This is a genomic window from Roseateles cavernae (assembly GCF_040187885.1).
Lineage (GTDB): Bacteria > Pseudomonadota > Gammaproteobacteria > Burkholderiales > Burkholderiaceae_C > Roseateles_E > Roseateles_E cavernae.
In genome coordinates, this window is record NZ_JBDPLH010000002.1 from 709283 (window position 1) to 731262 (window position 21980).

At 67.6% G+C, this 21980-nt stretch carries 22 protein-coding genes; 16 read left to right on the forward strand and 6 right to left on the reverse strand.

Annotated elements, in window-relative coordinates:
* Nucleotides 1-152 precede the first annotated feature (152 nt).
* From aceE to lpdA, 3 genes are read left to right on the forward strand one after another with little or no spacing between them, the layout of a single operon-like run.
* Nucleotides 153-2864 carry a pyruvate dehydrogenase (acetyl-transferring), homodimeric type gene (gene aceE / locus ABGI63_RS10200; RefSeq protein WP_349742314.1) on the forward strand — a complete coding sequence of 904 codons (2712 nt, stop codon included), beginning with the start codon at nt 153-155 and terminating at the stop codon, nt 2862-2864.
* Nucleotides 2865-2889: 25 nt separating this feature from the next.
* On the forward strand, nt 2890-4533 hold the full coding sequence (gene aceF / locus ABGI63_RS10205; RefSeq protein WP_349742315.1) for a dihydrolipoyllysine-residue acetyltransferase: 1644 nt from the start codon (nt 2890-2892) through the stop codon (nt 4531-4533).
* Between the two features lie 16 nt (nt 4534-4549).
* Nucleotides 4550-6340, forward strand: a complete 1791-nt coding sequence (gene lpdA, locus ABGI63_RS10210) for a dihydrolipoyl dehydrogenase (RefSeq protein WP_349742316.1) — start codon at nt 4550-4552, stop codon at nt 6338-6340.
* 48 nt (nt 6341-6388) lie between these two features.
* On the opposite strand, the gene ABGI63_RS10215 is transcribed toward lpdA, so the two are convergent.
* Nucleotides 6389-7024 (reverse strand): FMN-binding negative transcriptional regulator, encoded by a 636-nt coding sequence (locus tag ABGI63_RS10215; protein ID WP_349742317.1) that lies wholly within the window; start codon nt 7022-7024, stop codon nt 6389-6391.
* Nucleotides 7025-7113: 89 nt separating this feature from the next.
* Here ABGI63_RS10215 and ABGI63_RS10220 point away from each other — a divergent pair, with 89 nt between their 5' ends.
* Complete coding sequence (locus tag ABGI63_RS10220) at nt 7114-8031, forward strand: LysR family transcriptional regulator (protein ID WP_349742318.1); 918 nt, start codon at nt 7114-7116, stop codon at nt 8029-8031.
* Here the strand turns inward: ABGI63_RS10220 and ABGI63_RS10225 are convergent.
* A complete protein-coding gene (locus ABGI63_RS10225) occupies nt 8019-8618 on the reverse strand; it encodes a hypothetical protein (RefSeq protein WP_349742319.1) in 600 nt (199 codons plus the stop codon). The two genes, ABGI63_RS10220 and ABGI63_RS10225, sit on opposite strands and share 13 nt — an antisense overlap.
* Before the next feature lie 99 nt (nt 8619-8717).
* Between ABGI63_RS10225 and ABGI63_RS10230 the strand changes: the two genes are divergently transcribed.
* The 4 genes from ABGI63_RS10230 to ABGI63_RS10245 are packed head-to-tail and all read left to right on the forward strand — an operon-like array spanning nt 8718 to nt 10353.
* Nucleotides 8718-9089, forward strand: a complete 372-nt coding sequence (locus ABGI63_RS10230) for an ankyrin repeat domain-containing protein (protein WP_349742320.1) — start codon at nt 8718-8720, stop codon at nt 9087-9089.
* Nucleotides 9086-9448: a VOC family protein gene (locus ABGI63_RS10235; RefSeq protein ID WP_349742321.1), complete on the forward strand. Its 363-nt coding sequence runs from the start codon at nt 9086-9088 to the stop codon at nt 9446-9448. The genes ABGI63_RS10230 and ABGI63_RS10235 overlap by 4 nt, the downstream gene beginning before the upstream one ends.
* A gap of 8 nt (nt 9449-9456) precedes the next feature.
* Entirely contained in the window at nt 9457-9876 is a 420-nt protein-coding gene (locus ABGI63_RS10240) for a hypothetical protein (protein ID WP_349742322.1), read from the forward strand.
* 12 nt (nt 9877-9888) lie between these two features.
* Complete coding sequence (locus ABGI63_RS10245) at nt 9889-10353, forward strand: DUF6152 family protein (RefSeq protein ID WP_349742323.1); 465 nt, start codon at nt 9889-9891, stop codon at nt 10351-10353.
* A 17-nt stretch (nt 10354-10370) separates the two neighbouring features.
* Here ABGI63_RS10245 and ABGI63_RS10250 read toward each other — a convergent pair whose 3' ends face one another.
* The gene (locus ABGI63_RS10250) at nt 10371-11237 is read right to left on the reverse strand and encodes an HDOD domain-containing protein (RefSeq protein ID WP_349742324.1); all 867 of its coding nucleotides are present in this window, start codon (nt 11235-11237) and stop codon (nt 10371-10373) included.
* A gap of 159 nt (nt 11238-11396) precedes the next feature.
* Between ABGI63_RS10250 and ABGI63_RS10255 the strand changes: the two genes are divergently transcribed.
* Both ABGI63_RS10255 and ABGI63_RS10260 read left to right on the forward strand, forming a co-directional pair.
* Nucleotides 11397-12056 (forward strand): transglutaminase-like cysteine peptidase, encoded by a 660-nt coding sequence (locus tag ABGI63_RS10255; RefSeq protein ID WP_349742325.1) that lies wholly within the window; start codon nt 11397-11399, stop codon nt 12054-12056.
* A gap of 25 nt (nt 12057-12081) precedes the next feature.
* Entirely contained in the window at nt 12082-13992 is a 1911-nt protein-coding gene (locus ABGI63_RS10260; protein WP_349742326.1) for a bifunctional diguanylate cyclase/phosphodiesterase, read from the forward strand.
* 11 nt (nt 13993-14003) lie between these two features.
* Here ABGI63_RS10260 and ABGI63_RS10265 read toward each other — a convergent pair whose 3' ends face one another.
* Nucleotides 14004-14564: an NUDIX hydrolase gene (locus ABGI63_RS10265; RefSeq protein WP_349742327.1), complete on the reverse strand. Its 561-nt coding sequence runs from the start codon at nt 14562-14564 to the stop codon at nt 14004-14006.
* A gap of 39 nt (nt 14565-14603) precedes the next feature.
* On the opposite strand from ABGI63_RS10265, the gene maiA reads away from it, so the two are divergent.
* Both maiA and pgeF read left to right on the forward strand, forming a co-directional pair.
* Entirely contained in the window at nt 14604-15239 is a 636-nt protein-coding gene (gene maiA, locus ABGI63_RS10270) for a maleylacetoacetate isomerase (protein WP_349742328.1), read from the forward strand.
* A complete protein-coding gene (gene pgeF, locus ABGI63_RS10275) occupies nt 15236-16006 on the forward strand; it encodes a peptidoglycan editing factor PgeF (protein WP_349742329.1) in 771 nt (256 codons plus the stop codon). Before maiA ends, pgeF begins: the two co-directional genes overlap by 4 nt.
* Here the strand turns inward: pgeF and ABGI63_RS10280 are convergent.
* Nucleotides 15935-16207, reverse strand: a complete 273-nt coding sequence (locus tag ABGI63_RS10280; protein ID WP_349742330.1) for a hypothetical protein — start codon at nt 16205-16207, stop codon at nt 15935-15937. The two genes, pgeF and ABGI63_RS10280, sit on opposite strands and share 72 nt — an antisense overlap.
* A gap of 113 nt (nt 16208-16320) precedes the next feature.
* Here ABGI63_RS10280 and phaC point away from each other — a divergent pair, with 113 nt between their 5' ends.
* The 3 genes from phaC (at nt 16321) to phbB (ending at nt 20112) form a co-directional block, all read left to right on the forward strand.
* Nucleotides 16321-18015: a class I poly(R)-hydroxyalkanoic acid synthase gene (phaC, locus tag ABGI63_RS10285; protein ID WP_432767393.1), complete on the forward strand. Its 1695-nt coding sequence runs from the start codon at nt 16321-16323 to the stop codon at nt 18013-18015.
* Between the two features lie 40 nt (nt 18016-18055).
* Entirely contained in the window at nt 18056-19237 is a 1182-nt protein-coding gene (locus ABGI63_RS10290; RefSeq protein WP_349742331.1) for an acetyl-CoA C-acetyltransferase, read from the forward strand.
* Between the two features lie 134 nt (nt 19238-19371).
* Nucleotides 19372-20112: an acetoacetyl-CoA reductase gene (phbB, locus tag ABGI63_RS10295; protein ID WP_349742332.1), complete on the forward strand. Its 741-nt coding sequence runs from the start codon at nt 19372-19374 to the stop codon at nt 20110-20112.
* An 87-nt stretch (nt 20113-20199) separates the two neighbouring features.
* Here phbB and ABGI63_RS10300 read toward each other — a convergent pair whose 3' ends face one another.
* Complete coding sequence (locus ABGI63_RS10300; protein ID WP_137944560.1) at nt 20200-21003, reverse strand: IclR family transcriptional regulator domain-containing protein; 804 nt, start codon at nt 21001-21003, stop codon at nt 20200-20202.
* Between the two features lie 70 nt (nt 21004-21073).
* Between ABGI63_RS10300 and ABGI63_RS10305 the strand changes: the two genes are divergently transcribed.
* Entirely contained in the window at nt 21074-21886 is an 813-nt protein-coding gene (locus ABGI63_RS10305; RefSeq protein WP_349742333.1) for a TIGR00266 family protein, read from the forward strand.
* The last annotated feature ends 94 nt before the right edge of the window (nt 21887-21980 follow it).

The window sequence follows — 21980 nt, forward strand, 5'->3', positions numbered from 1 at the left end:
ATTATCCCGGCGCCAGCCAGGCCCCAGCCTCGGCGCATTCCCTGTTGTTTCATTATGCGGAATGCACTCGCGCAATTTGGGAGTGTTGCGAACTTGTGCGACACTCCGCGCGAAACGCTTTTAGAGTCAGCCCTCAATAAAAGGAGACAAGCATGTCTGCGCAGCCGCAATCTTTTCTTGGCGCCGCCGCCAACGACACCGATGCCCAGGAAACCAAGGAGTGGTTGGACGCCCTGTCCGCCGTGATTGGCGAAGAGGGCGGTGAGCGCGCGCATTTCCTGCTTGAGACCCTGATCGGCCATGCCCGTCAGGCCGGCATCGATGTGCCGTTCTCGGCCAACACCGCCTATGTCAACACCATCCCGGTGGAGCAGCAGGCCCATTGCCAGGGCAATATCGCGATCGAGAAGCGCCTGCGCGCCTTCATGCGCTGGAACGCGATGGCCATGGTGGTGCGGGCCAACCGCCTGAACCCGGAAGACGGCGGCGATCTGGGCGGTCATATCGGCTCCTTCGCTTCGGTGGCCAGCATGTTCGGCGCCGGCTTCAACCATTTCTGGCACGCCGAGAGCGAGGGCCACGGCGGCGACCTGCTCTATATCCAGGGCCATAGCGCGCCCGGCATCTACGCCCGTGCCTATCTGGAGGGCCGCCTGACCGAGGCCCAGCTCGACAGCTTCCGCCAGGAGGTGGACGGCAAGGGTCTGTCCAGCTATCCGCATCCCAAGCTCATGCCCGAGTTCTGGCAGTTCCCGACCGTCTCGATGGGCCTGGGCCCGCTGATGGCGATCTACCAGGCGCGTTTCCTGAAGTATCTGCATGCCCGCGGCATTGCCGACACCGCCAATCGCAAGGTCTGGGTGTTCTGCGGCGACGGCGAGATGGACGAGCCCGAGTCGCTGGGTGCGATCGGCCTGGCCGCCCGCGAGAACCTCGACAACCTGGTCTTTGTCGTCAACTGCAATCTGCAGCGCCTGGACGGCCCGGTGCGCGGCAATGGCAAGATCGTGCAGGAGCTGGAGAGCGAATTCCGCGGCAGCGGCTGGAATGTGATCAAGCTGCTGTGGGGCAATGGCTGGGACGCCCTGCTGGCGCGCGACAAGAGCGGCAAGCTCAAGCAACTGATGATGGAGACGCTGGACGGCGACTACCAGGCCATGAAGGCCAATGACGGCGCTTTCGTGCGCAAGAACTTCTTCGGCAAGTATCCGGAGACGGCGAAGCTGGTCGAGCACATGAGCGACGAGGAGGTGTTCGAGTTGCGCCGCGGCGGCCACCAGCCCGAGAAGGTCTATGCGGCCTTCCATGCTGCCCATCACAACACCACGGGCCAGCCCACCGTGCTGCTGGTCAAGACCGTCAAGGGCTATGGCATGGGCAAGGCCGGTGAGGGCAAGAACACCGTGCACCAGACCAAGAAGCTGTCGGACGAGGACATCAAGTACATCCGCGACCGCTTCAACATCCCCATCCCCGACAGCGAGCTGCCCAAGCTGCCCTACTACAAGCCGGCCGAGGACACGCCGGAGATGCGCTATCTGCACGAGCGCCGCCAGGCCCTGGGCGGCTATCTGCCGCAGCGCCGCGTCAAGGCCGAGGAGAGCTTTACCGTGCCGCCGCTGGACACCTTCAAGGCGGTGCTGGAGCCGACGGCCGAGGGCCGTGAGATCTCGACCACGCAGGCCTATGTGCGTTTCCTGACCCAGCTGCTGCGCGACCCGGCGCTGGGCCCGCGCACCGTGCCCATCCTGGTCGACGAGGCGCGCACATTCGGCATGGAAGGCCTGTTCCGCCAGATCGGCATCTACAACCCCAAGGGTCAGCTCTACACCCCGGTCGACAAGGACCAGGTGATGTACTACCGCGAGGACAAGGCCGGCCAGATCCTGCAGGAGGGCATCAACGAAGCCGGTGGCATGGCCAGCTGGATCGCTGCGGCAACGTCGTACTCGACGAACAACCGCGTGATGATTCCGTTCTATGTCTACTACTCGATGTTCGGCTTCCAGCGCATCGGCGACCTGGCCTGGGCCGCCGGCGATATGCAGGCGCGCGGCTTCCTGCTCGGCGGCACCTCGGGCCGCACCACGCTGAACGGCGAAGGCCTGCAGCACGAGGACGGCCACAGCCACATCCTGGCCGGCACGATCCCGAACTGCATCAGCTACGACCCGACTTTCGCCCACGAAGTGGCGGTGATCCTGCACAGCGGCCTCAAGCGCATGGTCGAGCAGCAGGAGAACGTCTACTTCTACATCACGCTGCTCAACGAGAACTACCCGATGCCGGGTCTGCATGCTGGTACCGAGGAGCAGATCCTGAAGGGCATGTATCTGCTGGACCAGGCCGGCGACACGGGCAAGCCGGTCGTCAACCTGCTAGGCTCCGGCACCATCTTGCGTGAGAGCCAGGCCGCCAAGAGGCTGCTGGAAGCCGACTGGGGCGTCAGCGCCCATGTCTGGAGCTGCCCGAGCTTCAACGAGCTGACTCGTGACGGCCAGGACGCCGAGCGCTGGAACCTGCTGCACCCGACCGAGGCACCGCGTGTCTCCTTCGTCGCCCAGCAGCTGGCCAAGACCAGCGGCCCGGTGATCGCGTCGACCGACTATATGAAGAACTACGCCGAGCAGATCCGCGCCTTCATTCCGGCCGGTCGCAGCTACAAGGTGCTGGGCACCGACGGTTTCGGCCGCTCGGATTTCCGCTACAAGCTGCGCGAGCATTTCGAGATCAACCGCCACTACATCGTCGTGGCGGCGCTCAAGTCGCTGGCCGACGAAGGCAAGCTGCCGCTGGCCAAGGTGGCCGAGGCGATTGCGAAGTACGGCATCAAGGCCGACAAGATCAACCCCCTGTACGCTTGATTCAGCGGCCTCGCGGAGACAACACATGGCATTGGTAGAAGTCAAGGTCCCGGACATCGGGGACGTCAAGGACGTGGCGGTCATCGAGCTGCTGGTCAAGGTGGGCGACACGGTCAAGGCCGAGCAGAGCCTGATCACCGTCGAGAGCGACAAGGCCTCGATGGAGATCCCCAGCTCGGGCGCCGGCGTCGTCAAGGAGATCAAGGTCAAGATCGGTGACACGGTCAACGAGGGCAGCGTTGTGCTGCTGCTGGAAGCCGAGGGCGCGGCTGCGCCGGCCCCGGCACCGGCAGCCACCGCGGCGCCCGCTCCAGCGGCTGCTGCGCCGGCACCCGCTGCCGCGCCGGCCGCCAGCGGCACGGTCGAAGTGGTCGTGCCCGACATCGGCGACTTCGACGAAGTGGCCGTGATCGAGGTGATGGTCAAGGCCGGCGATACCGTCAAGGTCGAGCAGAGCCTGATCACGGTCGAGAGCGACAAGGCCTCGATGGAGATCCCGTCCTCGCACGCCGGCGTGATCAAGGACCTGAAGGTCAAGGTCGGTGACAAGGTGGCCAAGGGCACGCTGCTGGCGTTGCTGGAGGTGAAGGGCGCTGCCCCGGCACCGGCCGCTGCGACACCGGCTGCGGCACCTGCACCGGCTGCCGCACCCGCACCGGCACCGGCTGTTGCCGCTGCCGCGCCAGCGGCTGCGGCTGCCTTGCCCGCCCATGAGCCGAGCTCCCCCAGCGGCAAGCTGCCGCATGCCTCGCCCAGCATCCGCAAGCTGGCACGCGAGCTGGGTGTGCCGCTGGCCGAGGTCAAGGGCTCGGGCGCCAAGGGCCGCATCACCGAGTCCGATGTGCAGGGCTTCGTCAAGGCCGTGATGGCCGGCAGCGTTCAGACCGCCGCGCAGAAGGCCGCCGCCCCGGCCGCTGCCGCCGGTGGCGCTCTCCCGGGCCTGCTGCCCTGGCCCAAGGTCGACTTCGAGAAGTTCGGCCCGGTCGAGCGCAAGGAGCTGTCGCGCATCAAGAAGATCAGCGGCGCCAATCTGCATCGCAACTGGGTTGTGATTCCGCATGTGACGAATCACGATGATGCGGACATCACCGAGCTGGAAGCCTTCCGCGTCGCGACCAATAAGGAAAACGAGAAGTCGGGCATCAAGGTCACGATGCTGGCCTTCATGATCAAGGCGGCCGTCGCGGCGCTGAAGAAATTCCCCGAGTTCAACAGCTCGCTGGACGGTGACGGCACCCTGGTGCTGAAGAACTACTTCCATATCGGCTTCGCGGCCGACACGCCCAACGGCCTGGTCGTACCCGTCATCAAGGACGCGGACAAGAAGGGCATCTTCCAGATCAGCCAGGAAATGGGCGAGCTGGCCAAGAAGGCACGCGACGGCAAGCTGGGGCCTGCCGACATGAGCGGGGGCTGCTTCTCGATCTCGTCGCTGGGCGGCATCGGTGGCAAGTACTTCACCCCCATCATCAACGCCCCCGAAGTCGCCATCATGGGCGTCTGCAAGAGCAGCATCGAACCGATCTGGGACGGCAAGGCCTTCCAGCCGCGCCTGATCTTGCCGCTGAGCCTGAGCTGGGACCACCGCGTGATCGACGGCGCGGCTGCGGCCCGCTTCAATGTCTATTTCGCGTCCTTGCTGGCGGACTTCCGCCGCATTGCACTCTGAAACGGGAGCGAAAAACATGGCATTGATTGAAGTGAAGGTCCCGGACATCGGCGACTCCAAGGATGTGGCTGTGATCGAGGTGATGGTCAAGGCCGGCGACACCATCAAGGTCGAGCAGAGCCTGATCACCGTCGAGAGCGACAAGGCTTCGATGGAGATCCCCTCGACCCATGCGGGCGTCATCAAGGAGATGAAGCTCAAGATCGGCGACGTGGTCAATACCGGCACGCTGGTGCTGATGCTGGAGTCGGATGCAGCGGCTGCGCCAGCGCCCGCACCTGCGGCTGCTCCGGCAGCAGCGCCTGCTGCACCCGTCACGGCGCCGACGGCTGCCAGCTTTGCGGGCAGTGCCGACGGCGAGTACGACGTGATCGTGCTGGGCGGCGGCCCTGGTGGCTATTCGGCCGCCTTCCGCGCCGCCGACCTGGGTCTGAAAGTCGCCCTGGTCGAGCGCTACACCACACTCGGTGGTGTGTGCCTGAACGTGGGCTGCATTCCGTCCAAGGCCCTGCTGCACGTCGCGGCCGTGATGGACGAGGTGAAGCACTTCGCCGATCTGGGCGTGACCTTCAGCGAACCCACCGTCGAGCTGCCCAAGCTGCTCAAGCACAAGCAGAAGGTCATCGGCAAGCTGACCGGTGGTCTGGCCATGATGGCCAAGATGCGCAAGGTCACGGTGGTGCGTGGCTACGGCTCGCTGCTGGATGCGAATCACCTGAGCGTCGAAGAGACGGCGGGCGAGGGCCAGGAGAAGACCGGCAAGACCCAGACGCTGAAGTTCAAGCGCATCATCCTGGCGGCCGGTTCTCAGGCCGTGCGCCTGCCCTTCATGCCCAACGATCCGCGCGTCATCGATTCGACCGGCGCGCTGGAGCTGAACACGGCGCCCAAGCGCATGCTGATCGTCGGTGGCGGCATCATCGGCCTGGAGATGGGCACGGTCTACTCGACCCTGGGCGCACGGCTGGATGTGGTCGAAATGCTGCCCACGCTGATGACCGGCGCCGATCGCGATCTGGTCAAGGTCTGGCAGAAGATGAACGCGCCGCGCTTCGACCACATCATGCTCAACACCAAGACGGTGGCCGCGGAAGCGACGCCCGAGGGCATCAAGGTCACGTTCGAGGGCGAGGGCGCACCGAAGGAGCCGCAGGTCTATGACCTGGTGCTGCAGGCCGTGGGCCGCACGCCCAACGGCAAGAAGATCGCCGCCGACAGGGCCGGCGTCATCGTCAGCGACCGCGGCTTCATCCCGGTCGATGTGCAGATGCGCACCAATGTCGCCAACATCTTCGCGATCGGCGATCTGGTGGGCCAGCCGATGCTGGCGCACAAGGCCGTGCACGAGGGCCATGTGGCAGCTGAGGTGATTGCCGGCGAGTTGCTGGGCGACGAGAAGCTGGCCAAGGCCCAGTTCGATGCGCGCGTGATCCCGAGCGTTGCTTACACCGATCCGGAAGTGGCCTGGGTCGGCATCACCGAGGACGAGGCCAAGGCCAAGGGCATCAAGGTCAAGAAGGGCCTGCTGCCCTGGTCGGCCTCCGGTCGCGCCATCGCCAACGGCCGCGACGAGGGCTTCACCAAGCTGCTGTTCGACGAAGAGTCGCACCGCATCATCGGCGGCGGCATCGTCGGCACCCACGCCGGCGACATGATCGGCGAGATCGCCCTGGCCATCGAGATGGGCGCCGATGCGGTGGACATCGGCAAGACCATCCACCCGCATCCCACGCTGGGCGAGAGCATAGGCCTGGCGGCGGAAGTGGCGCACGGCTCCTGCACGGATGTGCCGCCGGCGCGGCGCTGAGTTCATCCGCCTCGTCAGAAGGGCCGGCATTGCCGGCCTTTTTTCTTGTCAGCCTTGCGCGGCAAGGAGTCGCTCATGCCTGCGCATCGCCTCGGCCAGCTCGAACTGCCCGTAGCGCGCAAGTGCCGCGTGAGTGTCCGCCAATGCATCGCTCGAATCGCCCTGGCCGAGCTTGAACTGCGCGCGAGCCTCGATCACGCGCGCACGAAAGGGCACGATGTATTGCGCGAGCTGCTCGCGCCGCGGGCCCATCTCGGCGCTGCGCCAGGGGTTCGGGTAGGGTGCCTCGACATGCTCGATCAGCGTGTCGAGCGCGAACAGCGTTTCCTCGGGCGTGTCGATGAGGGCCACATCGAGCTCGAACTGCACGAACTCGTAGTTCCAGGTCGGCGCGTAGCGGCGGTTGCGCAGCCAGCTGCTGGCGATATAGCCCTGTGCGCCGGTGAAGGTCGCCAGCGCTCTCGGATTGCGCTTGAGCATCTCGTGCTGCGGGTTGCGACGGGCGAGATGTCCGATGAAGACACGGCTGCCGTCCGCATCGCGCTGCAGTATCAGCGGCAGAGGCGTCGCGAGCATGCGGCCCGCGTCGCTGCTGACCAGGGTGGCCAGCGGATGGGCGGCGACCAGGCGCTCGATCTCGCTGTCGGCGGCAGGTTGGAAGGGCAGGCTTTCGTACATCGACATGGGGATTCGGTGCTGCGGTTGCGATGCTCGCAGTCTAGAAACGCAAGACCTGGCGCAGATCGGCAGATTTGAACGCTAGCATTGCAAATATGACCGTTTCCACTGCTGCCAATTCCAACCTCGATTGGGATGATCTGCGCGTGGTGCTGCAGATTGCCCGCCATGGGCGTCTCGCCGCCGCCGCCGAGGCCGGCCGGGTGAGCCATGCGACCCTGTTCCGGCGCCTGCGCGCACTGGAGGCGCGTCTGGGCGTGCAGCTGTTCGAGCGGCTGCGTGCAGGCTACGCACCGACCCGCGCCGGGGCCGAGCTGGTCGAGTTCGCGCAACGCATGGGCAGCGAGCTGCAGACGGTCACTGAAGGCCTGCGCGGCCGGCAGGCCTGGCCCGGCGGTCTGGTGCGGCTCAGCGCGGCCGATACCTGGATGCAGGAGCTGCTGCCGCCGCTGCTGGCAAGCTACCAGGCGCGCACCCAGGTCCAGCTGAGCCTGGGCAGCGGCAATGCGATGGACGATGTGCAGCAGGGGGCGATCGATGTTGCGCTGCGCTCGGGCGGCAAGCCGCCGGAGTCCCTGGTCGGGCGGCGGTTGGCGCGGGTCGAGGCCACGGTCTATTGCTCACGCAAGCTCGGCGGCGTGCATGCGGACCGGCTCGACAGCCTGCCCTGGGTCGGTGTCGACGAGCAACTGGCCCATCTGAGCTCGGCCCGCTGGCTTGAGCGCCAGGGCCTGGCGCGCCAGGTGGCGATGCGGACCAACTCGCTGGTCAATGTGCGTCAGTTGCTGCGCGCTGGCGTCGGTCTCGGCGCCTTGCCCTGCTATCTCGGCGACGCCGATCCGAACCTGCGGCGCGTCTTCGAGCCGCCGCGCGATTGGCGCAGCGAACTCTGGTTGTTGACCCGCGTCGAGCTGCGCCCCGTGCCGCGCATCAAGGCGCTGTTCGATCATCTGTACGAGGGCACACGGGCCTGGCTGCCCTTGCTGGAGGGGCAGCGACCTCAGCCGGACTGAGTCGGCGCAGGAGCGCGTGGCACCAGGCTCGCGCAGTCCGCCACGCCCCGGCGATCGATCTGCAGCCGCAGCTTGGTGCCCAGCGCCAGTGCCGACCAGTGCGCCTCGCTGAGCCTGCAGGTCCAGACCTGACCCTCGTCGGCGCGCAGATGCACCTCGAAGAAGGCCTGGCGCTGACCCAATCGCTGGGCGCCGAGCCGGTCCGACGGCAGCTCGCTGAGCACCGGCTGCGGCCATTGCGCCGGCGTCCTCGCGTCGCCTTCTGAGCGCACTGTGTACTGGCTGCGCCATTGCGGCTGCATGAAGCGGCAATGGTCGGCGCCGCCGCCGGGGGCGTCCAGCCGGCGGCGCTCGATTTCGCGCGCGCCGGCCGGCATCTCCTCGCACCAGGCGGAGCCGCTTTCATCGACCCGTTTCTCGACCTTGATCTCGAAGCGCCAGGTCTTGCGCGTGAGCTCCACATCGACACCGCGCGGCCCGAACAGGCGCCAGCCCAGCGGCAGCGCCAGCAGCGCGATCAGCAGCAGCAAGACCCCGCGTCGGCGGGCCAGGCTGCCGCCGGCGATGCGTCCAAGAGCGATGGTCATGCTTGCGCATTGTCCACGGGCCGGATCGGCGCGCCGGGGCTTTCCGGCGAGCTGCCGGCGGTGGTACAAGCACGGGACGGCAAAGCAGGGGAGGCGGCCATGTCGGGCGGAGACTGGAAAGAGATGTTTGCTGCGGCGGTCGATGGCGATATCGAGCTGCTGCGCTACCACCTGCGCGCGGGCGTGGACCCGAACTATCAGCACCCTGAGTTCATGAGCACGCCGCTGGTGGCCTGCATCCTGGCCGGCCAGCAGGAAGCGGCGGCCCTGCTGCTGGACTACGGCGCCGACCGGCAGCTGCTGTCCGAGACCGACGGTATGACGCCGCTGCAGGCGGCCCGCCACCGGCGCAGCGCCGAGCTGCTTCGCTTGATCGACCCGCAGGCCGAGCTGGTGCCGCCGCAGGCCGGCTTCTGGCGGCGCTGGCTGCAGGCCCTGCATTCACCGCGTCAACGGAGCATCAGCCCATGAGGCTCGCCGCCGTGCGCGTGTTTGTGCGCGATCTGGTCTCGGCCCAGGTCTTCTATCAGCAGACGCTGGGCTTCAAGCTGAAGCACGGTGATGCCGGCGCCGGCTATTGCGTCTTCGATGCCGGCTCGGCAGATCTGGTGCTGGAGAGCGTGGCGAGCGACGCGCCGGAGCAGGCCCTGGTGGGCCGCTTCACCGGCCTGTCCTTTGTCGCTGCCGACATCCGCGCCCGCCATGCCGAACTGCGTGCGGCGGGTGTGCCCTTCAGCGGTGCGCCCGAGCAGCAGCCCTGGGGTGGCTGGCTGGCCACCCTGGTCGATCCGGCCGGCAACCAGCTGCAGCTGGTCCAGTACCCCGGCTGAGTCGCGCCGTGCTGCAAGGCCTGGCCTCCCACCCCTGGGCCTATCCGGCGCTGGAGGCCGTGCACATCGTCGGCATCGCGATGCTGTTCGGTGGCCTGCTGGTGTTCGAATTGCGGGCGCTGGGCCTGGCGCGCGAGCTGCCGGCGGCGGCGCTGGCGCGGCTGACCCTGCTGCCGGCCCTGCTCGGTTTCGGTCTGTGCGCCGCCACCGGGCTGACCATGTTCGCGACCCAGCCGCAGGAGTTGCTGGCCAATCCGGCCTTCCGCCTCAAGCTGCTGCTGATCTGCCTGGCCGGCGGCAATGCGGCCTTTTTCCATGCCCGCAGCGGCGTGTCGGCCGATGACGGGCTGGCCCGGCTGCAATGCATGCTGTCACTGGGGTTTTGGATGGCTGTCATCATCTGCGGCCGATGGATTGCTTACGCCTGAAGGAGACGCGCGATGGATCGACGACTTGTGCTGACCGCCGGACTGGGCCTGACCCTGCCGGCCTGGGCCCACCATGGCTGGAGCAGCTTCGACCAGGAGCGCCCGCTTTATCTCGAAGGCCGCGCGACCCAGGTGATGTGGCGCAACCCGCATGGCGAGCTGGTGCTGGAGCTGCCCGAGAAGCCGCGGCTGCCGGCCGATCTGAAGCAGCGTGTGCTGCCCAGACAGAGCGCGGCAGTGGACGGCCCGGCCCTGCTCGCCAAGGCCCAACTGCCGACCCGTCGCGACCGCCAATGGCAGATCGAGCTGGCGCCGCTGACCCGGCTGGCGGCCTGGGGGGTCGAGGAGATCAAGCCCGGCGCGACCGTGGGTGTGCTGGGCTTCAGCTTCAGCGGCGAGAAGGGCGAGGCGATCCTGCGCGCCGAGTATCTATTCCTCGGCGACAAGGTCTACGGCCTGCGCTCCTCGCCGGCCTGAGCGCTCAGGGTCTAGGTTTAAGCCTCGTCCAGCAGCGGCCGCAGCAGCTCGTCCCATTGCTCGACCTCGTCCAGGTCGATCTGCAGCCAGTCGAGCGCGGCGGCATGGTTGACGGCCCAGTCCAGGTCTTCGGGCAGGGCCTCGTGGCGGCGCATCAGGTGCTCGGCCACCAGGCCGGCCGCCACCAGCGTGTGGACGTCGGGGTCGATGCCGGCATGGCCCAGTGACTCGAAGTCATGGTGCAGCCGGATCGCGGACATCAGCTCCGGCGCCATATTCCAGGCCCGTATCACCAGCGCGCCGACCACCGCATGGTCGGTCTTGTGATTGGCGTTCTCGGTGGCGATATAGGGGCGGTCGATGCGGGCGGCCGCCTCCACCATGGTCGAGCCATAGCCGCGCACGCTTTGCAGCAGCACCGGCATGCCGACATGGCAGAACAGCCCGTAGGTGTGGGCCAGATCGGGCGACAGCCCGGCCAGCTGGCGGGCGATGAAGGCCATCGCGACCGCGCGCTTGCTGGAGCGCTCCCAGAAGCGCAGCAGATGAGGGCTGTTGACCGGGATGGTGTTGCGCAGCAAAAAGCCCGTCATCACCGCCGCGGTTTCGTCGAGTCCGATGCGGTTCATTGCTTGCCCCACGGTGGTGCAGGGCAGACCGCCGGGCTCCTTGTAGACCGGGCTGTTGGCGCGCTTGAGCAGGGTGGCCGACATCGCGACATCGCTGGCCGCGATCCGGGCCACCTCGTTGAGGTCGGGTTCGGCATGGGCCATCGCGGCCTGCAGCCGCTGCAGCAGCTCCGGACAGGGCGGAATATGGATCTGGCGCAGCGGGCCATTGCGGCGGGCGCTGTCCAGCTCTTGACGTATCGATTGGGAATTCATAAGCGCAAGACGCGCATCAAGCGCGTCTGCCGAGGATTGTTGCCGCTGATTATCCGGGCTGCGCGGCCGCAGGAGGCGGCGCAGGCGAGGTCGCACGGTAAAGTGCAACGAAGTATGGCCCAGGCCAAAGTCCAGAACCTCCACCGTTGGCGCGCTCCCATGCAGGAATACCGCTCGGCGGTGTTTGCAGGGGCGCTGCTGGCCGCCTGTCTGGTGCTGAGTCCGACGCCCGGGCTGCAGGCCTGGGAGGCTGAGCGTGTGCTGGCCAGCGCGGCGCGCTTCGGTCCGCGCACGCTGGCGGCCGCCCGCGAGCTGCAGCAGCTGGTCGAGCGCAGCGGCAGCCTGGACGAGGGCCTGCGGCTCAAGCCCATCAACGACTTCTTCAACCAGCGCATCGCCTTTCGCGAGGACCGCGATATCTGGGCCAAGCCCGACTACTGGGCCAGCCCGCTGGAGACCCTGGATCGCGGCCAGGGTGACTGCGAGGACTATGCGATCGCCAAGTACTTCAGCCTGCTGGCCGCCGGTGTGCCGGAGGCGCGGCTGCGCCTGGTCTATGTGCGGGCGATGCTGGACGGCCGACCGCAGGCCCATATGGTGCTGGCCTACTATGCCCAGCCCGAGGCCGAGCCGCTGATTCTGGACAATCTGCAGGCCGAGGTGCGACCGGCCTCGCAGCGCGCCGATCTGGCGCCGGTGTTCAGCTTCAATAGCGAAGGCCTGTGGCAGGGGGTGGGCAGCGCCAGCTCGGGCAATGCCGTCGCGCGTTTGTCGATCTGGAGGGACGCCTTGGCGAAGATCAGGGCGGAGGGGTTCTAATGATGCAAACAAAATGGATGCGGCCATGTCGCTGATTCGTCAAGTCTGGTTCCTGGTCCTGGGTGTGGTGCTGGCGTCGGTGCTGGGCAGCATGGCGGTGTCCGCCATCGGCATGCGGGCCCTGCTGCAAACCCAGCTGCAGCTGAAGAACAGCGACAACGCCGCCGCACTGGCGCTGGCCTTGTCGCAGCAGGGGGGGGACGCCCAGCTGATGTCGCTGCTGGTCTCGGCCCAGTTCGACACCGGCCACTACCAGAGCCTGCGCTGGCTGGCTGCGGACGGCAGCGTGGCCTTCGAGCGCGCGGCGCCCGGCCGCAGCAGCAAGGCGCCGGCCTGGTTCGTCGCGCTGACGCCGATCGACACGCAGCCCGGCGTGGCCAAGGTCTCGAATGGCTGGAACGCGGTGGGCTCGGTGGAGGTGCGCAGCCAGTCGGCCTATGCCCATGACGAGTTGTGGCGCGCCAGCCTGCGCATGGTGGGGCTCATGGCCGGTGTCGGCCTGCTGGCCGGCCTGGCCGCGTTATGGGTGCTGGGCCACATCCGCCGGCCGCTGGACAACGCCGTGACCCAGGCCGAGGCCCTGGTGGCCGGCCAGTACACCCAGGTCGACGAGCCCCGCGAGCCCGAGCTGCGGCGCCTGAGCCGGGCGATGAACACCATGGTGGAGCGGGTCCGGCAGATGTTCGAGGCGCAGTCCAGCCAGCTCGAGGTCTTGCGTGTGCAAGCCCATTGCGACGCGCTGACCGGCATGAGCACGCGCACCCATTTCCTGGCCGAGCTGGACTCGGCGCTGACCCGCGACGAGGGGCCGGTCAGGGCCGGTCTGGTGCTGCTGCGGCTGCGCGATCTGGCCGGCCTGAACCAGCGCCTGGGCCGGGCGGCGGTGGACCAGCTGCTGGTGGCGATGGCGCATGCGGTGCAGGTCTATCCCGAGCGCGTCAAGGGTTGCCTGGCCGGGCGGCTGAACGGGGCCGATTTCGCGCTCTGGCTGCCGGCCCCCGATGTCGTCGGCGACACCGCCAACGCGCTGGCCGATGCCTTGCAGGCCAGCCTGCCGGCCTTCGGCGCCGGCGTGCAGGTGGCGCTGGGCGCCGTCGAGCTGGCCCGGGAGCGCCCGTCCAGCGACTGGTTCGGCGCCGCCGACGCGGCGCTGGCGCGGGCCGAGGGCCGGCCGGGCTTTGTCGTCGAGGTGCTGGCGCCGTCGGCCGAGGCGCAGATCCAGGGCGAGCGCGCCTGGCGTGCGCAGATCTCGGAGGCCTTGCGCGAGCGCCGCGGCCGGCTGGCCGAGTATCCGGTGCTGGACAAGCAGGGTCAGGTCTTGCATCTGGAGTGCCCGCTGCAGCTGCGCCTGGTGGCCGACGGTCCGTTCGAGAACGCGGCGCGCTGGCTGCCGCTGGCGGTGCGCAGCCGGCTGACGGCCGAGATCGATCTGCAGGCGGCGGCGCTGGCGCTGGAGGCCATCGTGCTGGACGGCCGGGCGCGCTGCGTCAATGTGGCGCCCAGCTCGCTGCTGGACGGCGGCTTCGTCGCGCGCCTGCGCGAGCAGGTGTTCCAGTCGCCGCAGGCGGCCCGCAAGCTCGGGCTGGAGCTGGCCGAGGGCGCGGCCATCCAGCATTTCGAGCTCTTGCAGGAGATGGGCCGCCAGCTGCGCCCGCTGGGCGTCAAGCTGGGGCTGGAGCATGCCGGCGTCGGGCTGGCCCAGGTGGACCGGCTCTATCAGGCCGGGCTGGACTATGTGAAGCTGGACGCCGCCGTGGTCGCGGGCGTGTCCGGCGACGCCGCCCGCGCCGCCTTTGTGCGCGGCATGGTCATCATGCTGCGCAGCCTGGCGCTGAAGGTCTATGCCGAGGGGGTGGTCGACGGCATGGATGTGCAGGCGCTGTGGGACTGCGAGCTCGACGGTGTGACCGGGCCCTGGGCGACGGCGCAGACTTGAGCGCGCATTGATCAGCCGATATCGGCGCTGTGCAGCGCGAAGGGCCGGCCCAGCCGGCGGTCTTCGAAGAAGCACCGCAGGGTTTCGCGCACGGTGCGGAAGGCCAGCGCGTCCCAAGGCACCTCATGCTCGTGGAACAGCCGGGCCTCCAGCGTCTCGGGGCCGGGATTGAACTCGGGCGAGAGCAGGCGGGCGCGGTAGTAGAGGTGGATCTGGCCGACCGAGACCACATTCATCAGGCTGTAGAGCGGCAGCAGCTCGATCTGCGCGCCGGCTTCCTCATCGGTCTCGCGCAAGGCGCCTGCGGCGGCCGTCTCGCCGAGCTCCAGAAAACCGGCCGGCAGGGTCCACAGACCGTAGCGCGGCTCGATCGCGCGCTTGCACAGCAGCACCTGCGCGTCCGGCCCCTCGCCCCAGACGGGCAGGGTGCCCACCACATTGATCGGGTTCTCGTAGTGCACGGTGGCGCAGGCGGTGCAGGTGGCGCGCTCGCGGTTGTCGTCGGCCGGCACGCGGTACTCGACCGCCTGGCCGCAGCTGGGGCAATGTTTGAAGCGTCGGGGAAGCCACATGCGTTTCAGTGTAGCCGGGCGCAATGGCATCATCGGCCCATGGAACTCTTCAACTACTTCCGCTCCTCGGCCTCCTGGCGCGTGCGCATCGCGCTGGCGCTCAAAGGCCTGGACTATGACTACCGCGCGGTCCATCTGGTCAAGAACGAGCAGCAGCAGGAACCCTATGCCAGCGCCTCGGTGTCCGGCCTGGTGCCGCTGCTCAAGGATGGCGACGCGCTGCTGAGCCAGTCGCTGGCCATCATCGAATACCTGGACGAGACCCACCCCGAGCCGCCGCTGCTGCCGCCGGACGCCCTGGGCCGTGCGCGCGTGCGGGCGCTGGCCCAGGACATCGCCTGCGAGATCCATCCGCTGAACAATCTGCGCGTGCTGCGCTACCTGGTCAGGGACATGGGCGTGGACGAGGACCAGAAGAACCGCTGGATACGTCACTGGATCGAGAGCGGGTTGACGGTGGTCGAGCGGCGCTTGCAGCAAGGCGCCGGGCGGTTCTGCCATGGCGACACACCGGGGCTGGCCGACTGCGTGCTGGTGCCGCAGATCTTCAATGCCCAGCGCTTCGACTGCAAGCTCGACCATGTGCCCGAGCTGATGCGCATCCATGCCAACTGCATGGCGCACGAGGCTTTTGCCAAGACCCAACCCTCGGCCTGCCCGGACGCCCAGACATGACGATTCACGCGGATTGGCTGAGGCCCGACTGGGGCCTGGATCATGTGCGGGCCTTCATGACCACGCGCGCCGGCGGTGTCAGCCAGGGCGCTTGCGCCAGCATGAATGTGGGGCTGTCGGTCGGTGACGATCCGTCGGCGGTGGCGCACAACAAGGGCCTGATCGAACAGGCGCTGGGCGCGCCGGCGCGTTTTGTCTGGCAGGTGCATGGCGCGGCGGTGCTGCGCCTGCGGCCCGAGCATGGGCAGCCGGGCGCGGAACGGGTGCAGGCCGATGCCATCGTCAGCACGCTGCCGGGGCTGGGCCTGGCGATCCAGGCGGCCGACTGCCTGCCGGTGCTGTTCGCGGCGCCCGGCGGCGTCGGCGGTGCCCATGCCGGCTGGCGCGGGCTCTCGGCCGGCGTGCTGGAGAACACCGTGGCCGCGCTCTGTGAGGAGGCCCGCTGCGCGCCGCAGGACATCCATGCCTGGATGGGGGCTTGCATCGGCCCGACGGCCTTCGAGGTCGGCGAGGATGTGTTGCAGGCCTTTGGCGCGACGCCCTCAGACCTCGATCCGGCGCTGTTCCGCTTCCAGGCCAATGAGCAGGGCGAGCCGCGCTGGCGCGCCGATCTGGTGGCGCTGGCGCGGCGGCGTCTGCAGGCGGCCGGCCTGATGCACATCAGCGGCGGGCATTGGTGCACCCATGGCGATGCCTCACGGTTTTTCTCCTTCCGCCGCAGTCGGCTCGACGGTCGCATGGCCGCCGTGATCCGGCTGCTCGGCTGACGGGGGCTCGGCGGCCTCGGCCCGGCGGCGCGCCGCGCGCCGTGCCGGTGTGCCCAGCAGATACATCACGATGCTGATCGGCAGCGCGCCGTAGAGCACAAAGGTGACGATGGCGCCCAGCACAGTACCCTGGCTGCTGGTGGCCTCGGCCAGGGCCATCATCAACGCAACATAGAGCCAGGCGATTGCAACCAGATACATGGCAAGTCATCAGAAGGTAAGTTGAGAAGGGTACAACATGGGTACGGCCGGCTGTGGCAAGCTTCTTGCCTGAGTCGAGACGAACCGGGCCACCCCGGCCCCTGAGGAGACACATGAAGCGCAAGCCCAGCCCTGCCGAGGCCCCAGGCCCGGATGTCAATGCCGCCGCTGCCGACCTGACGGCCGGCCTTGGCGAGATGTGGAAGACGGTGGCGGGTCTGCAGATCCCGATCGAGGCCCTCAGCGGCCTTCAGACCGACTATCTGAAGCAGGCCACCGAGCTCTGGAACGCCTCGCTGCACGGCGCCAAGCTGCCCGTGCCGGCGGACCGGCGTTTCGCGGGCGAGGCCTGGAGCAGCAACCCGGCCGGCAGCTTCGTGGCCCAGCTCTATCTGCTGAACGCCCGCACCCTGCAGCAGATGGCCGACAAGGTCGAAGGCGACGAGAAGACCAAGGCGCGCATCCGCTTCGCCGTCCAGCAATGGGTGGACGCCGCCTCGCCCAGCAACTATCTGGCCCTCAATCCCGAGGCGCTGCGCCTGGCGTTGGACAGCAAGGGCGAGAGCATCGCCAAGGGCATGCAGCAGCTGTGGGGAGATGTGCAGCGCGGCCACCTGTCGCAGACCGATGAGAGCGCCTTCGAGGTGGGCCGCAATGTGGCCACCAGCGAGGGCAGCGTGGTGTTCGAGAACGAGTTCTTCCAGTTGCTGGAATACAAGCCGCTGACGGCCCAGGTGTTCGAGCGCCCGCTCTTGATGGTGCCGCCCTGCATCAACAAGTACTACATCCTCGATCTGCAGCCCGAGAACTCGCTGATCCGCTATGCGGTGGAGCAGGGCCATCGGGTCTTTGTGCTCAGCTGGCGCAACCCGGACGAGAGTTGCAAGAGCTGGACCTGGGACGACTATATCGAGCAGGCCGCGATCAAGGCGATCTCGGTGGTGCAGGAGATCAGCGGCGCCGAGACCATAGACACGCTGGGCTTCTGTGTCGGCGGCACGATTTTGTCCACCGCACTGGCGGTGCTGGCCGCGCGCGGCGAGCAGCCGGCGGCCAGCGTGACCCTGCTGACCACCTTGATCGACTTTTCCAGCAACGGCATCCTCGATCTGTTCGTCGACGAGGGCTCGGTGCAGCTGCGCGAGATGACGATAGGCCCGGCCTCGCCCAAGGGCCCGGGGCTGCTGAAGGGTCAGGAGCTGGCCACCACCTTCAGCTTTCTGCGCCCCAACGACTTGGTCTGGAACTATGTGGTGGGCAACTACCTGAAGGGCGAGGCGCCGCCGCCGTTTGATCTGCTGTACTGGAACGGCGACTCGACCAATCTGCCCGGCCCGATGTATTGCTGGTATCTGCGCCACACCTATCTGCAGAACGAGCTGCGGATCCCGGGCCGGCTGAGCGTCTGCGGCGAAAAGCTGGACCTGGGACTGATCGAGGCGCCGGTCTATATCTACGGCTCGCGCGAGGACCATATCGTGCCCTGGGACAGCGCCTACCGCAGCACCCAGGTGCTCAAGGGCAAGAAGCGCTTCGTGCTGGGCGCTTCGGGCCATATCGCCGGCGTGATCAACCCGCCGGCCAAGAAAAAGCGCAGCCACTGGATAGGCAAGACAGCGGCCCTGCCCGCCACCGCCGAGCAGTGGATGGAGACGGCGGTCGAGCATGCCGGCAGCTGGTGGCCCGACTGGGCGGCCTGGCTGGCCGGCCATGCCGGCGCTAAGAAGGCCGCGCCCAAGACCCCCGGCGGCAAGGGCTACAAGGCCATCGAGCCGGCGCCAGGCCGCTACGTCAAACAAAAGGCCTGATCGGACACAGGCCTCATCCTCACTTTCACCGGAGAAGACAATGACTGAAGACATCGTGATCGTCGCCGCGGCCCGTACCGCCATCGGCAAGTTCGGCGGCAGCCTGGCCAAGACCGCGGCGCCGGATCTGGGGGCGGCGGTGGTCAAGGACCTGCTGCGCCGCGCCAAGCTGGAGGCCGGCCAGATCAGCGAGCTGATCCTGGGCCAGGTGCTGACAGCCGGCTCCGGCCAGAACCCCGCGCGGCAGACCGTCATCAAGGCCGGTCTGCCGCACGGCGTGCCGGCCTTCACGATCAACAAGGTCTGCGGCTCGGGCCTGAAGGCCGTGATGCTGGCCGCGCAAGCGATCCGTGATGGCGACAGCGAGATCGTCATCGCCGGTGGCCAGGAGAGCATGAGCCTGGCACCGCATGTGCTGCCCGGCTCGCGCGAGGGCCAGCGCATGGGCGACTGGAAGCTGATCGACACGATGATCGTCGACGGCCTGTGGGACGTCTACAACCAGTACCACATGGGCATCACGGCCGAGAACGTCGCCAAGGCCCACGGCATCAGCCGCGAGCAGCAGGACGCGCTGGCGCTGGGCTCGCAGCAGAAGGCGGCCGCCGCGCAGGATGCCGGCCGCTTCAAGGACGAGATCGTGCCGGTGCTGATCCCGCAGAAGAAGGGCGACGCGCTGGTGTTCGACGCCGACGAGTTCATCAACCGCAAGAGCAATGCCGAGGCCCTGGCCGGCCTGCGCCCCGCCTTCGACAAAGCCGGCAGCGTGACCGCCGGCAATGCCTCGGGCCTGAATGACGGCGCCGCCGGCCTGGTGATCATGAGTGCCAAGAAGGCCGCCGCGCTGGGCTTGACCCCGCTGGCCCGCATCGCCTCCTATGCCAGCGCCGGTCTGGACCCGGCCCTGATGGGCATGGGCCCGGTGCCGGCCGCGCAGAAGGCCCTGGCCCGCGCCGGCTGGAAGCCGCAGGACCTGGACCTGCTGGAGATCAATGAGGCCTTCGCGGCCCAGGCCTGCGCCGTCCATCAGGAGATGGGCTGGGATACCGGCAAGGTCAATGTCAACGGTGGCGCGATCGCGCTGGGCCACCCGATCGGCGCCTCCGGCGCCCGCATCCTGGTGACCCTGCTGCACGAGATGCAGCGGCGCGATGCGAAGAAAGGCATCGCCTCGCTGTGCATCGGCGGCGGCATGGGCGTGGCGCTGACCGTCGAGCGCTGAGCGAGTAAGGGCGAACCCGCTTGACCCTGGACGGGGCTTGGCGGAGCCTAGGGACGCGTCTTCTTCGAAGCAGAGACAAGGCCTTTCCGGGCGCGTAGGACGCGGCGCCGAAGGAAGGCGTGAAGGAGATTCATATGAGCGATAGAAAAGTGGCCTACGTGACCGGCGGCATGGGTGGCATCGGCACCGCGATGTGCCAGCGCCTGCACAAGGAAGGCTTTACCGTGATCGCCGGCTGCGGCCCGAGCCGCGACTTCGACAAATGGCTGACCGAGCAGGCCGCACTGGGCTACAAGTTCTACGCCTCGGTCGGCAATGTCGGCGACTGGGACTCCACGGTCGCCGCCTTCGACAAGGTCAAGGCCGAGCACGGCACGGTCGATGTGCTGGTCAACAATGCCGGCATCACCCGCGACGGCATGTTCCGCAAGATGAGCAAGGCCGATTGGGACGCGGTGATGAACACCAATCTGGACAGCATGTTCAATGTCACCAAGCAGGTGATCGAGGGCATGCTGGACAAGGGCTGGGGCCGCATCATCAATATCTCCTCGGTCAACGGCGAGAAGGGCCAATTCGGCCAGACCAACTACTCGGCGGCCAAGGCCGGCATGCACGGCTTCACGATGGCGCTGGCGCAGGAAGTGGCCAGCAAGGGCGTGACGGTCAACACCGTCAGCCCGGGCTATATCGGCACCGATATGGTCAAGGCCATCAAGCCCGAGGTGCTGGAGAAGATCGTCGCGACGATTCCGATCAAGCGCCTGGGCACGCCCGAGGAGATCGCCGCCATCGTCGCCTGGCTGGCCGGCGAGGACTCCGGTTTCACGACCGGGGCCGACTTCAGCTGCAACGGCGGCTTGCACATGGGGTGATTGGGGACAGCAAGCAGCCCTGCGGCTGCTTGCTCGCCCCGATCACGCCGCTGGCCTGCAGGCCAGCGGCCGGGTGGGCTTGTGGCTTCACCCCGCCCGCAATTGCAACAACCTCGAAATCCCCTGCGCCGCCTCCAGCAGCCGGGGCAGGCAGCTCGCCAGCATGGTGTCGGGCGGCGTGCGGTTGACCTGGCCGCTGACATTGAGCGCCGCGATGGCGCGGCCGCTGCGGTCGACGATGGGCGCGGCCAGCGACACCAGGCCCTCTTCGAGTTCCTGATTCACCAGGCACCAGCCCTGCTCGCGCGCGGCGGCGATGCGCTCGCGCAACTCGTCCAGATGCATCACGGTGCGGCCGGTATGGGCCTGCAGCTGCACGCCGCTCAGATGCGCCTCGAGTTCCTCGGCGTTCATCGAGGCCAGCAGCACCCGCCCCATCGAGGTGCACCAGGCCGGCAGCCGGCTGCCCAGGCCCAGATTGATGCTCATGATCTTGCGCGCCGGCACCCGCAGCACATAGACGATGTCCTGACCCTCCAGCACGGCGGCCGAGCAGCTCTCCTTCAGATCGGCCACCAGGTTCTGCATCACCGGCTCGGCAAACTGCCACAGCGGCTGCGAGGACAGATAGGCAAAGCCCAGGTCGAGAATCTTGGGCGTCAGCGAAAACAGGCGGCCGTCGCTGCGCACATAGCCCAGGGTCTCCAGGGTCAGCAGGATGCGGCGTGCGCCGGCGCGGGTCAGTCCGCAGCGCTTGGCCACCTCGGTGAGGGTCTGGCGCGGGGCCTCGGCACTGAAGGCGCGGATCACGGACAGTCCGCGGGCGAAGGATTGCACATAGCTGTCGCCGGGTTTGAGGTCCGGCAAGGCGGCGGTGGGGGCTTCCGTCATGGGGCGCAGTATAGGCATGGCAACTTTGGTTACGATCTCGCCCGTTTGGTTCGATTTTCAGGAGTTGGCAATGGCAATGGACGTGGTGGATTACGAGATCAAGGGCAGCGAGATGCAGTTCGTCGAGGTCGAGCTCGACCCGGGCGAGGCCGCGATCGGCGAGGCCGGCAGCATGATGTTCATGGACGCCGGCATCGCGATGGACACGGTGTTTGGTGATGGCTCCGCACAGCAGGGCGGTTTCTTCGGCAAGCTGCTGGGCGCCGGCAAGCGCCTGGTGACCGGCGAGTCGCTGTTCACCACCATCTACACCAACAACGCCGGCGCCAAGCAGCGCGTCGCCTTTGCCGCCCCCTATCCGGGCAAGATCCTGCCGATGGATCTGAGCAAGATGGGTGGCACGCTGATCTGCCAGAAGGACGCCTTTCTGTGCGCGGCGCGCGGCGTCTCGCTGGGCATCGCGATCCAGCAGAAGCTCAGCACCGGCTTCTTCGGCGGCGAGGGCTTCATCATGCAAAAGCTCGAGGGTGACGGCCTGGCCTTTGTCCATGCCGGTGGCACCTGCCTGCGCCGCACCTTGGCGCCGGGCCAGACCCTGATGGTGGACACCGGCTGCGTCGTGGCCTACACGCCCAGCGTCAACTTCGAGATCCAGTACGTCGGCAAGATCAAGACGGCGCTGTTCGGCGGCGAGGGCCTGTTCCTGGCCAAGCTCAGCGGTCCCGGCGAGGTGTGGCTGCAAAGCCTGCCCTTCTCGCGCCTGGCCTCGCGCATCTTCGCTGCCGCGCCGCAGAACGGCGGTCGCCGCGAGGAGGGCTCGCTGCTGACCGGCGTGGCCGGCGCCGGTATTCTGGGCGGCCTGCTGGGTGGCGACGACGAATAGGCCTTCGCTTCCCGGCCCTACACTCAAGGCAGTGCTCGCACTGCCTTTTGTTTTTTGGGGTGGCGGGCGAACGGACTCCAAGGACTTTCGATGC